Genomic DNA, 12,643 nt, shown 5'->3' with positions numbered 1-12,643 from the left:
TTACTATTTAGCTATTTATTTTCTCAAAAATACAAATTTTCCGCTAGGATCAAGTTTCATGACGGTAGAAGATTTGCCGTCACCTTCCTCATCTTGTTGGTATTCGACGATATAGTCAACGCCTTGTTTTACAGCGTCATCAATGTCCGCAAAACTTTTAGGCGAAGGTTCGCCACTCAGGTTGGCTGAGGTCGAGATAATAGGCTTCTTAAAACGCTGCAACAGCTGCTCACAAAAAGGATGTTTGACAACTCGAATGCCGATAGATCCATCTTCTGCAATCGCATTTGCAGCCAGATTTTTGGCATTGCTATATACGATCGTTAGCGGCTTCTCCGTGTATTCGATCAATTCGTAGGCTACTTCGGGAATATCGTTGACATAAGAGGCCAGCTGATTGTCATTGTGTAATAGAACAATCATGCTTTTACCGATATCACGCCCCTTGAGGGCGAATATTTTGGCAACAGCTTCTTCATTTGTGGCGTCACAACCAATGCCCCAAATGGTATCGGTGGGATACAAAATAAGGCCTCCGCTTTTTAGCGTTTCTAAGGCCTTATTTAAATCTTCTCTATCGAAAGATGTATACATCGTTTAATTTATACGGCTACACTATGATCACGTAAAGCATCATTCAATGATGTTTTCTTGTCTGTTGACTCTTTACGTTTACCGATAATCAGCGCACAAGGAACTTGGTATTCGCCTGCAGCAAATTTCTTTGTGTACGATCCCGGGATAACCACGGAACGTGCTGGTACATAACCTTTGTATTCCACAGGCTCATCACCGGATACATCGATAATTTTCGTGGAGGCTGTCAACACGACGTTTGCACCCAAAACAGCTTCAGTTTCCACACGGATACCTTCTACGACGATAACGCGTGAACCAACGAATACATTATCTTCTATAATAACTGGAGCCGCTTGTACGGGTTCTAACACACCACCAATTCCAACACCACCACTTAAATGTACATTTTTACCAATCTGTGCACATGAACCTACAGTTGCCCAAGTATCTACCATCGTGCCTTCATCCACGTAAGCACCAATATTCACATAGGAAGGCATCATAATTACGCCTTTGGATAGGTACGCGCCATAGCGAGCAGATGCACCAGGAACAACACGCACACCAATTTCTTTGTAATTGGTTTTTAACTTCATTTTGTCATGATAAATGAAAGGACCATTGTCAATCTCTTTCATATCGCAAATAGGGAAGTAAAGGATAACGGCTTTCTTAATCCAATCGTTTACATGCCAACGTGATCCAATAGGTTCCGCAACACGAAGTTTTCCTTCATCCAATTGTTGAATGACGAAACGGATAGCATCAGTATATTCCGAGTATGTCAATAAGTTTCTATCTTCCCAAGCTTCTTCTATCTGTTTCTGAAGTTTTTCTAGTTCCATGTTGATTTTGTATGTATTTTAATGTAGTTACAAACTTATAAAAATTAAAGTAAATTTGCTGTATGGCTGAAGAAAAGGAAAAACTAAGAATCGATAAATATCTATGGTCGATTAGACTGTTTAAAACACGGAGCTTGGCGACTGAGGCATGTAAAGCGGGTCGGGTGAAGCTGAATGGACAGAATGTGAAAGCATCCTATGTTGTTAAAGTAGGGGAGGTCTATCAGATTCAAAAAGGACCAGAGCGTAAGGTTATTCGTGTAGTTGGATTATTGGAACGTCGCGTCGACGCGAAAACGGCTGTTCAGTTTTACGAGGACCAGACACCGGAAGAGGAAACCTACGCATTTAAGTCGGTATTTCATGCGCCTATGCTGAAGCGGGACCGCGGAACAGGAAGGCCTACGAAGAAAGATCGTCGTGAAATTGACGATTTAAAGTCGGATCTTTTAGACGACGAGTAAGATGGTGAAGAGAATTTTTGTACTTGCACTTTTGGGGTGTGGTTCGTATATCCTTCAGGCACAGCAGATGAAACAACCTACCTACGTATTGGCCATCCACGGTGGTGCCGGAACGATCTTGAAAAAGAATATGAGTGATGCGCTAGAGCAGGCCTATCGCGTTGTTTTAGAGCAATCTCTACACGAAGGGTATCAGGTGCTTAAGGGAGGCGGAACGAGTGTTGATGCTGTGGCTGCTGCAATTCGGGTAATGGAAGATTCTCCGTTATTCAATGCAGGAAAGGGGGCTGTTTTTAATCATAAAGGAGAAAATGAATTGGATGCCTCGATCATGGATGGAAAAACTTTGCTAGCAGGTGCCGTTGCCGGGGTACAGACGATTCGTAACCCTATTATGGCCGCTAAAGCTGTGATGGAACAGTCTGAACACGTGATGATGGTGGGCCGTGGAGCCGAAGAGTTTGCAGCGACCAAAGGAGTGGAAATCGTTGACCCATCTTATTTTTGGACCCAACCGCGATGGGATGCACTGCAACGCATTTTAAAACGAGACGCTGAAAAAACAGAATTAGATCATGGGGCACCACAAACGCAGTTGGCAAAGCCTAATGATGAAAAATTTGGTACGGTAGGTTGTGTGGCATTGGATAGCTATGGAAACCTAGCTGCGGGGACGTCGACCGGAGGGATGACGAACAAGAAATATGGTCGTGTTGGAGATTCACCTATTATCGGGGCTGGAAACTATGCAAACAAGCAGGTCGCTGTTTCATGTACAGGCTGGGGTGAATTTTATATTCGTACGGTTGCTGCATACGATGTGGCGGCGCAGTTGTCGTATAGTTCCGCTATAAGTACTGAAGCGGCAGCAAAAGCAGTAATCGAAAAGATCGGTGCACTCGGGGGCGATGGTGGTATGATCGTTCTAGATCATAATGGGCAAGTTGCCATGCCTTTCAATACCGAAGGGATGTATCGCGGGACAATCACCAAAGAGGGTAAAATTGACGTACGGATCTACAAAGATTAGCGAAGTTTATTTTGGGATATCGTAATAGTTGATGTAACGCACGATACTGTTTGCTCGCCTATTTACATACGAGGATGGGCGGCGCGCATCCCATTTTTGTGGGCTTGGTAGAATCGCAATGATTAAAGCGGCTTCTTTTTTTGTTAAGCTCTTGGCTGATTTGCTGTAGTAATACTGAGCCGCGGCCTCGGCACCATACACCCCTTGCCCCATTTCTATAACATTTAAGTATACTTCAAGTATACGTTTTTTACTCCAGCATACTTCGATCAATACGGTGAAGTAGGTCTCCAATCCTTTACGAAACCACGATCGTTCAGGCCATAGAAATACATTCTTAGCCACTTGTTGACTAATCGTACTTCCGCCCCTTAATTTTTTGCCTTCTTGATTTTTTTCAAAGGCTTCCATAATAGCTTTGGTATCGAAGCCATTGTGCTTCAGGAAAGTGGCATCCTCTCCGGCAATGGCTGCTCGTTTTAGATTATCTGACATCTCGTCGTATGGAAGCCAATCTTTCTCTATTTTCCATTCTTTGCCTGCTGCTTTGCGCTCTATCGCACGTTGTAGCTGAAGAAAGGTCACAGGGGGATTCATGAAAATCAACAGTAAAACCCAAAAAAGCGAAAAACCAAAGAAACCAATGGTAATACGCGCTATCCATATTCCGATTTTTCGTTTCCAGCTTACTGTAGTTCTTTTACTCGTTTGTTTTTTCTTTGTTGCAGCGCGTTTAATAGCCATTGTATTTGGTTTGACGATACAAAGCTAGGGGAAATTTACGGAAATGCTAAAAGAATCTTTATTGACATTAGTCATACACGATTGTAGGGTAAAAGAAATACCTTTGCCCCTATATGGCACGGAAACTTTACAATCCATTTTTAGATTTTAAATTCGATAATCAAACCTGTTTCTTAACAGGTGATGCGCTTGTCTCTGCGGACGAGCAAATACAAGTGTTCCCGGTATGGATGATGCGTGCTTTTGGGTTAGAGGAAAGTCCTTTTAAAATGTTGGATGAGAATATCGTTACCTACAAAAGCCTGAAGCTGCCGTGTAGTGTGGATGCGGCTCAAGCGATTGGAATTATGGATGATGCGGTTGAGCAAGCGGTTGAGCAAGGCTATCATGGAGTTCGGGAATTACCGCAAGAACTCCTGTTTCAATGGGTGGGACGTATCTTATATGGTGTTGTCTTTAATGAAATACAGGCCGGCGTCAAGCAAGCCCTGATCAGTGGGGGGGATATGAACTTTTCACAAGCTTTAGTGCATAAGTTTCGTAACCTGCATACCATGTTGCAATCCTTGATTCTACCGATGGAATTTGAGCACAAGAATCCATTTACCATTCTTGTGCTCCCGGTAGATAATCCAGCTGATACATTTAATTATAGAGATGAAATCAATACGTTGATTTTTTCTTTACGAATGAAGGATTTTGCGATTATTGCTACACTGCAAGACAATGGTACCAATGCGATTTATCATGAAGAAGTTTTGGAGAAAGTTAAGGACCATGTGTTGCACCCGATTCAGTTTGAAGAAATCTGTGCTCGGTATTTCTACACCGCATACCTCTTTAATCGTTTGCCCGAATATACATTTATGGAAACACCACAAAAGGTTTTTGTAGAACCTATGCCACTAAACGATTGGACGTTGAAACCTATTTTTGATAATTGGCAAGCGAAAACCTATGGGCAGGTGTTGGAGAACTTTTGGAAACCATGGGGATTTACATTGTTTGAAATTATAAAAAATCCAGAACAACCCATGACTTTTATTGCCGATGAAAGTGGAGCTTTTCGGGTTATTGAAGATATACCGAAACAATAACACTTATCGTAATATGCCCCGGGACTAAGAAGTGACCGGGGCATATTCTTATAACGATTTTTCGACCACAGCAATAGCCTTGTCTATATCTTCAATAGTCGCAGTGAGGTGTGGTCTGAAACGGACACTCCGTTCGCCACAACCCAAAATAATCATCTTGTTCTCAAATGCTGTATGTACAAAAGCATCACGCTGCTCAGGTGTGTCAAAATCAAATGCAACCAGTAAGCCTAGTCCGCGAGCATTGCTTAAGTGCTTATGTGTATGGGTCAATTTTGTTATTTTGTCTAGCAGGTATTCACCAGTTTTTTCAGCTTTCTCAACGAGCTTTTCTTTTTCAATAATTTCCAGAATCAATTTAAAGCGAATCATGTCGATGAAATTTCCACCGAACGTGGAGTTGATACGGCTTGATTCTTTAAAAACATGGTTTTCGACCTGGTCCAGCTTTTCCCGATTGGCAAGGATTCCACAAACTTGTGATTTTTTTCCAAAAGCGATTACATCAGGAATAATATCATAGTGCTGGAAAGCCCACATTTTACCGGTCATAGCGAGCCCCGTTTGTACCTCATCCAATATTAATAAAATCTCGTGTTCGTCACAGATCTGACGTAGTTTTTTGAAAAATTCTTTGCGAAAATGATTGTCGCCACCTTCGGCCTGGATGGGCTCAATAATTAAACAGGCAACTTCATGAGGTGCTTTCTGTAAAGCCTCTTCAATCTGTTTAATCGCTAAACGTTCTTCCTGTATCGTCTCGCTAATCGCATCCTCTGTTATTGGGAAGGTTAACTTCGGGTTGGTAATCCTTGGCCAATCAAATTTTGGAAAATACATGTACTTTCTGGGATCTTTGGTGTTGGTCAACGATAAGGTGTAGCCCGATCTGCCGTGGAATGCTTGCTTAAAGTGAATAACCTGTGAAGCTTCTTTTTGTATTCCACGTGAAAGGTTAAGTCTTGTTTTCCAATCGAACGCGGTTTTTAATGCGTTCTCTACGGCAAGTGTACCTCCAGAGATGAAGAAGCAGTAGGAAAGTTCCTTCGGCATAGCAACACGTTCAAAGGTATTGACAATGTCTGCATATTGATAAGGATATGCATCTGACATGGCAGGTTTATTAATCGCCATCTTCCCAAGGAAATCCTGTTGAGAGACGATATGCGGATGATTGTAGCCCACAGGTGAGGAGGCAAACATGCTAAACATATCAATGTATTCATCTCCATTGCGATCCTTAAAATAAGAACCGTGTGAGTTTTCAAGATCTAGCTCTATAGGCAGACCATCGGCTAAGATATGTTTTGAAAGTTGTTTATGTAGTTCTCTCATTATAAATCAAATTTAATGCCTTGTGCAAGAGGAAGGCTTGTGCTGTAGTTAATTGTGTTCGTTTGTCTGCGCATATAAGCTTTCCATGAATCCGATCCCGATTCTCGTCCCCCTCCTGTTTCTTTTTCGCCGCCAAAGGCCCCACCAATCTCCGCACCTGAGGTGCCGATATTGACATTGGCAATACCACAATCTGAACCATTCTGGCTGAGAAATAGCTCGGCTTCACGTAAATTGGTCGTCATGATTGCTGAGGATAAACCTTGCGCTACTTGATTCTGTAAAGCGATCGCATTTTCCACTTCACCTTCGTACTTGATGAGATATAATATAGGAGCGAATGTCTCTGTTTGAACAATTTCATAGCTATTTTCGACTTCGGCTATAACAGGTTGTACATAACACTCACTTTCGTAGCCTTTCCCTTTTAGAACTCCACCCTTGACAAGTAATGTTCCACCTTCGGCCTTTATTTTATCAATGGCAGCGAGATAGTTTTGAACGGCATCGGTATCGATTAAAGGCCCCATATGATTTTTAGTGTTCAATGGATCTCCAATTTTAATCTGTTTATAAGCGTCGGTCAAAGATTTTTTCACCTGCTCATAGATGTCTTTGTGAATGATTAGTCTTCTGGTGCTGGTGCAGCGTTGACCTGCTGTGCCGACTGCGCCAAAGACAGCACCTATGATTGTCATTTTTAAATCGGCCTGTGGTGTGACAATAATGGCATTGTTCCCTCCAAGCTCTAATAGAGATCGGCCTAACCGATTAGCTACTGTAACAGCAACCTGTTTGCCCATGCGGGTAGATCCTGTTGCTGAAACCAAAGCGATACGCTTATCTTCTGCAAGCCATTTGCCCACTTCAGCATCCCCAGTTACAAGAGAAGAGATTCCTTCGGGGAGTTTGTTCGCCTTTAATACATCTGCTAGTATCTTTTGACAGGCGACAGCGCATAAAGGAGTCTTTTCGCTACCTTTCCAAACAATAACATCGCCACATATTAAAGCGAGCGCCGCGTTCCAGGACCAAACAGCAACAGGGAAGTTAAAAGCTGAAATAATACCGACGATACCGAGTGGGTGATATTGCTCGTACATCCGGTGTGACGGGCGCTCTGAGTGGATCGTGAATCCATACAATTGACGCGATTGTCCCACTGCAAAATCGCAGATATCAATCATCTCCTGTACTTCTCCTAGTCCTTCTTGGTAAGATTTCCCCATTTCGTAAGAAACCAATTTTCCGAGAACATCTTTTAGTTCACGCAATTTGTCTCCAAACTGTCTGACGATTTCTCCTCGCTTTGGGGCAGGGATATCAGCCCAGACCTTTTTAGCGCTTTCGGCAGCTTGAAGTACTTTGTCGTAATCTTTTCGTGTGGAAGAAGAGACCTGTCCGATTGATTTACCATCGACAGGCGAAAACGAAGTAATTTTTTCGCCTTGACCAAACCATTTGGTGCCTGTTGATGTTCCATTAACATGCAGATCGATCCCAAGCGCTTTTAATTCTTTCTTGATCATATGTAGGTTTATATTATTCTATGATTTCATAAAAATAATGAATTTTATTTCTATAAATAAAATTTTAAGTGTAAAATATTTTATAATTTTAGTTCAGTAACGAATAGATCTATTTTATGAGAAATATCAATATCGATTATTACGCCATTGATGACTTATTGAGTGCGGAGCAAAAGATGGTTCGGCAGGCCGTTCGCGAGTTTGTTCAACGTGAAATCCGTCCGACTATAGAGGAGCACGCGCAGGGGCATACCGAAATACCCGGATTGATGAAAAAACTAGGAGATATTGGAGCATTGGGAGTTTATATTCCCGCTACATATGGAGGAGCGGGGTTAGATCAGATGTCGTATGGTTTGATTATGCAGGAATTAGAAGCGGGCGATTCGGCTGTACGGTCTGCCGCATCGGTACAATCGTCTTTGGTGATGTTTCCAATATACACATACGGTTTGGAACAGCAAAAACAAGAATTGCTACCGGCTCTTGCAAAGGGGGATTTAATTGGTGCTTTTGGACTAACAGAGCCGAATCATGGTTCGGATCCCGGACAAATGGAAACGCGATTAACAAAAGATGGTGACGGTTACCGTTTGAATGGTGCTAAGATGTGGATAACGAATGCTCCTATATGTGATGTTGCGGTCGTGTGGGCACGCGATGAGGCTGGTAAGGTTCGTGGTGTTATCGTGCGGAGAGAATATGCGGGTTTTACGCGTATAGAGACCGGAAATAAATGGTCTTTACGTGCTTCTCGTACAGGCGAGCTGGTATTTGATAATGTATATATAAGGCAAACAGATATTTTGCCGGATGTTGCCAGCATGAAAGGCCCGTTATCGTGCCTTAATTCGGCTCGATATGGAATTTCATGGGGGGTGATTGGAGCTGCTTTAGACTGTTATCAAACGGTAGTAAAGTATGCTACGGAGCGAGAGCAGTTCGGTAAACCGATCGCGGCATTTCAGTTGCAACAACGTAAGATGGCTGAAATGTTGACGGAGATAACCAAAGCACAGTTGTTGTCGTGGCGTTTAGGAGTTTTAAAAAACGAAGGAAGAGCTACGCCGCAACAGATCTCCATGGCGAAACGAAACAACGTAGAGATGGCTTTGAAAGTGGCGCGCGAAGGGCGTCAAGTGCTTGGTGCGATGGGAATTGTTGGGGATTTTCCACTGATGCGACATATGATGAATCTGGAGTCTGTAATTACGTATGAAGGAACGCACGATATTCATTTGTTAATCACAGGACAAGATATTACGGGATTAAGTGCGTTTTCGTAATTGTCTTTTGCAGCACCCTCGGCGCTGCAAAAGACAAGCGTGTATTAGACTTTGTAATATTGTTCCCATCCTTTTGCAGGAGGGGGACCCATTAATAGTGCGTTTGCAAATCTATCGTTGGTTATTTCTTTTTTCTTCGGGTCGAAGATAATTTTATTATTTAATCGCTGTGTGATAACGCCTAAACAGAAGACCTGACTGAGTGGTCCGGCTATATCAAATGAAGAGCGTGTTTTTTCTTCTCCTTTACAAGCTTTGAGGAAATTAGCAAAGTGATTGGAAGGAGAGGCTGGTACTTCCGGTAGTTTTCGCTCCATCTCTTTCGCTTTATCTGCTGGTATAATTTGCAAAGTACTTCCGTGAGACCCACCTTTAAACGTTAGGTTCTTGCTATAGATGATTTTTCCTGGATTTAATTTTACAGGCTCTATTTTACCTGTGCTTGGGGGTGGAATATTTGGGTCTAGTCCAGATACCCCATAACCCGTAGGAATAGGAGGGAGGTTATCTAGCCCGTCGTACCAGTTAATGTCTAGTGCCGGCATCTTGCTACGTTTCGGAAAATGGAATTTTAATGTCGAAGACATAGGGAAAAAGAATGAGTTATGACCATCTAATTTAATCGCCTCTACTGAAGTTGGATATCCCAGATTTAAAAACTCATGTACTGTATCTAAAATGTGCGCGCCCCAGTCGCCTAGAGCCCCCATACCAAAATCGAACCAACAACGCCATTGTCCATTTACAAAGTCTTTATTATAATCGTGCCCTAAGGTTTGCATTTGCCAGATGTCCCAATCCAAGGTGTCAGGAATTGTTTCTGCGTGTGGAAAACGCGTTATATTCGGGTCCCATGTATGCCAGCGACGCGGCATATTCATGTGGGCATCAATACGGGTAACATCCTTAATAATACCTGCTTCCTGCCATGTTTTAAATTGGAAGTAGTTGGCCTCAGAATGGCCTTGATTTCCCATTTGAGTCACAACATTAGGATGTTTGGCTGCTTTGTTCATCATCAGCTCAACTTCCCAAAAAGTACTGGCCATTGGTTTTTCGACATATACATGTTTTCCCATGTCGATTGCTTGCATGGTTACGGCAAAGTGAGCAAAGTCAGGGGTGCCAATAGAGACAGCATCAAATTCATTGGACATCTCATCGAACATACGTCTGAAATCTTGGAATTTTTTTGCATCCGGAAATAGCTTTAAGATATCCAACGTGTGTTTAGCCCCTAAATCGACGTCGCATAACCCCACGACATTACATAAGCCGGTTTTATGTAGATCTTTAATGATTTCAGCGGCTCGGTTGCCAATACCTACACAAACCAAGTTAATGCGCTCGTTGGGGGACGCCATCTTGATATTTCCAAGCAGGCTATTTGACATAATTAAAGCACCACCGACCATAGTGGTCTTTTTAATAAAGCTTCTACGTGATAAAGAGTGGATCATTTTTCGTCTTTTTTGATTACTTGATCTTTTTAATTTTTATGTTGCGGAAGGATACATTGTCGCCATGATCCTGTAGGAGGATATGTCCTTCTTTAGCTTCGCCAAAAGCCTCCCAGTCTTTGTATTTACTTTTAGCAACAAGCTCTTTGAACTCTTGCGACCCGCGTTGATAGCTTAACATTTTTATACCATTAAGGTAGTGTGTAACTTGATTGTCTGGCGTGACAACAATACGCCCTCTGTTCCATTCTCCAATAGGTCTACGTGCTCTTCCTTCTCTATTTGATGTCTTTAAGTCGTATAAAGAAGCGAGTGTTCTGTTGCCCTCCCGACCAAGCTTAGCATCGGGGTGCTTCTCATCGTCTAATATTTGATATTCAAGTCCGATAGCAGAACCGTTCGTTTGTTCTTTTAACGTAACAAAATATTTAACACCACTATTAGCCCCAGGTGATAATTTGAATTCGAAGGATAGGTCAAATGCTGCGTATTTATCTTTTGTGATGATATCTCCCCCGTTGGTAGATTCGCCGCCATCGGATTTTAGAACAGTAATCGTACCATTGCCCACAGACCAACCTTGCGAAGGGAATTTATCGGAGCGTACACTGCGCCATTCGTTGGCATTTTGACCGTTAAACAGCAACTTGAAGCCATCCTTTTTCTCCGATTTACTTAACTGATTAGGCTGTAGATTGACAATATGTATATTATTTGTCGACGATTTAGGCTTTAGGTTTGTTGTTTGGATGCGGATGTTTTTAAAATACACCTTCTGCCCGTCTAGATCTTCAGGGATACTATGTACTTGCAACCCAATAAAGCCTTTTCTATCTATGGTATCTATGACAGACGCAACGGGGACACCATTCACCCATGTTTTTAATTCGTCTCCAATAGCCTCGATGCGGTAATGATTGTATGCATTGCTTTTATATAGACTTTTTGCACTTTCGTTGAGATCTACAGGGTAAAGCCATCCGCGACGTGCTTCATCGTAGACACCACCAGTCCAAGCGCGTGGGGTCGGATCGATCTCCATCTGGCGACCATATACACGTCCTTGTCCATTATTGGCTGCGGCGTCGAAATGACTCCGTGTCTGTATACCGGAATTGGTCTGACTCCCTTCAAGCTTTACATCCAACTCTAGTATAAAATCGCCATATTCTGCTTCTGTAATCAAGAATGAGTTGGGGGTCTTTTTTGTCATGCGTCCCACAATTGCTCCATCTTCAACCGTGTACGGTGCTTTTCCGCCAACGGCTTTCCAGCCATTTAATGTGCTACCATCAAAAAGGGCATGCCAACCTTTTTGATCTGTTGTAGTCGTTTGTGCAGATAAGCTATAAGGAAGCATGCCTGCTGAAAATAACCCTGCAAGGATAAGCGATGTGGCTCGTAATGTTTTTTTCATTGTAGTATTCAAATTTGGTTTATAGTTGCTCGAGAACATGAGAAAGCTTTACTGTTATGGTATTGCTTTTTTTGTGACTTTATCTTTGCATTATCTAAAGAAGTTAGACCTTGTTCATGTGTGTTCTGCGAGGGTATTGTTTATAATCATTTTTTGGCCTATTACAATGATATTAATAAACCGGATGATTTTTAAATGTTAAGCAGTGTTTTTTAACGAAAACGTTTGAGGGCAGGGGAAGTTCATTGATTGTAGTTCGTTGGTTGTTCATTGTATATCGCTGTTGGTTTGTCGGGAAGAAAATTGAGACAGCTTTGTTTTAGAGGAATTAGTCGGTTAATCCGATAGCCAACAACCCTGTCGGTGATCGCGAGGAAGGGGAGGAAGTTCAGCGCTTAGGCAGGTAGTCTGTATGGTCCGTCGATCTCTCCGGAGATCGAGTATGACCTATTTTCCTAAAGACGAATCCTTCCAGGGGCTACCAACTGCCGACGACTTGTTGCCCATGTTTCTGCGATTATACGTCCTTCTCTCTATCGACCTTCTCTAAACGATGAACAGCAACCATGCTTTTACTGTCTTCAATCTTTATGTACTTATTCTTTCTATGACCTGTCCTTCTTTGCAAACTACGACCTGTCGAGTGTCCTCTGATAAACTAATTGATGCTGGCGCGAACCTCTGGTTCGTGTCCCTCCATGTCCCCATGCCCCTTTCTACAAAACATAATCTATAAACAACGAGCTCTTAGCAATCCAAACATGAACTACTTTCTATAAACCATAATCTACGAACTACTTTCTACAAACTACCAACTACGATCTACCAACCACCTACTACGACCTACCAACTACCGA

At 42.5% G+C, this 12,643-nt stretch carries 11 protein-coding genes; 4 read left to right on the top strand and 7 right to left on the bottom strand.

Features of this window, described 5'->3' with window-relative positions:
* Window positions 1-15: 15 nt before the first annotated feature.
* Together E2P86_RS15320 and E2P86_RS15315 are read right to left on the bottom strand one after the other, a co-directional pair.
* A complete protein-coding gene (locus E2P86_RS15320; RefSeq protein WP_085473071.1) occupies window positions 16-594 on the bottom strand; it encodes an L-threonylcarbamoyladenylate synthase in 579 nt (192 codons plus the stop codon).
* Window positions 595-602: 8 nt separating this feature from the next.
* Entirely contained in the window at window positions 603-1,424 is an 822-nt protein-coding gene (locus E2P86_RS15315; RefSeq protein ID WP_085473070.1) for a 2,3,4,5-tetrahydropyridine-2,6-dicarboxylate N-succinyltransferase, read from the bottom strand.
* A 62-nt stretch (window positions 1,425-1,486) separates the two neighbouring features.
* Here E2P86_RS15315 and E2P86_RS15310 point away from each other — a divergent pair, with 62 nt between their 5' ends.
* Window positions 1,487-1,888: an RNA-binding S4 domain-containing protein gene (locus E2P86_RS15310; protein ID WP_085473069.1), complete on the top strand. Its 402-nt coding sequence runs from the start codon at window positions 1,487-1,489 to the stop codon at window positions 1,886-1,888.
* Between the two features lies 1 nt (window position 1,889).
* Entirely contained in the window at window positions 1,890-2,918 is a 1,029-nt protein-coding gene (locus E2P86_RS15305) for an isoaspartyl peptidase/L-asparaginase family protein (RefSeq protein WP_134433670.1), read from the top strand.
* A gap of 6 nt (window positions 2,919-2,924) precedes the next feature.
* On the opposite strand, the gene mtgA is transcribed toward E2P86_RS15305, so the two are convergent.
* A complete protein-coding gene (gene mtgA / locus E2P86_RS15300) occupies window positions 2,925-3,662 on the bottom strand; it encodes a monofunctional biosynthetic peptidoglycan transglycosylase (RefSeq protein ID WP_085473067.1) in 738 nt (245 codons plus the stop codon).
* Between the two features lie 113 nt (window positions 3,663-3,775).
* Between mtgA and E2P86_RS15295 the strand changes: the two genes are divergently transcribed.
* Complete coding sequence (locus tag E2P86_RS15295) at window positions 3,776-4,759, top strand: hypothetical protein (RefSeq protein WP_134433669.1); 984 nt, start codon at window positions 3,776-3,778, stop codon at window positions 4,757-4,759.
* Between the two features lie 48 nt (window positions 4,760-4,807).
* On the opposite strand, the gene lat is transcribed toward E2P86_RS15295, so the two are convergent.
* Together lat and amaB are read right to left on the bottom strand one after the other, a co-directional pair.
* The gene (lat, locus tag E2P86_RS15290) at window positions 4,808-6,094 is read right to left on the bottom strand and encodes an L-lysine 6-transaminase (protein WP_240775522.1); all 1,287 of its coding nucleotides are present in this window, start codon (window positions 6,092-6,094) and stop codon (window positions 4,808-4,810) included.
* Window positions 6,094-7,623: an L-piperidine-6-carboxylate dehydrogenase gene (gene amaB, locus E2P86_RS15285; protein WP_134433667.1), complete on the bottom strand. Its 1,530-nt coding sequence runs from the start codon at window positions 7,621-7,623 to the stop codon at window positions 6,094-6,096. The genes lat and amaB overlap by 1 nt, the downstream gene beginning before the upstream one ends.
* Window positions 7,624-7,739: 116 nt before the next feature.
* Here amaB and E2P86_RS15280 point away from each other — a divergent pair, with 116 nt between their 5' ends.
* The gene (locus E2P86_RS15280; protein WP_134433666.1) at window positions 7,740-8,909 is read left to right on the top strand and encodes an acyl-CoA dehydrogenase family protein; all 1,170 of its coding nucleotides are present in this window, start codon (window positions 7,740-7,742) and stop codon (window positions 8,907-8,909) included.
* A 44-nt stretch (window positions 8,910-8,953) separates the two neighbouring features.
* On the opposite strand, the gene E2P86_RS15275 is transcribed toward E2P86_RS15280, so the two are convergent.
* Window positions 8,954-10,369 (bottom strand): Gfo/Idh/MocA family oxidoreductase, encoded by a 1,416-nt coding sequence (locus E2P86_RS15275; RefSeq protein WP_134433665.1) that lies wholly within the window; start codon window positions 10,367-10,369, stop codon window positions 8,954-8,956.
* Window positions 10,370-10,385: 16 nt separating this feature from the next.
* Window positions 10,386-11,786 (bottom strand): 3-keto-disaccharide hydrolase, encoded by a 1,401-nt coding sequence (locus E2P86_RS15270; RefSeq protein ID WP_085473061.1) that lies wholly within the window; start codon window positions 11,784-11,786, stop codon window positions 10,386-10,388.
* Window positions 11,787-12,643: the final 857 nt, after the last annotated feature.

This window comes from Sphingobacterium psychroaquaticum (assembly GCF_004421025.1).
GTDB lineage: Bacteria > Bacteroidota > Bacteroidia > Sphingobacteriales > Sphingobacteriaceae > Sphingobacterium > Sphingobacterium psychroaquaticum.
This window is presented reverse-complemented; position numbering and strand designations above follow the sequence as displayed.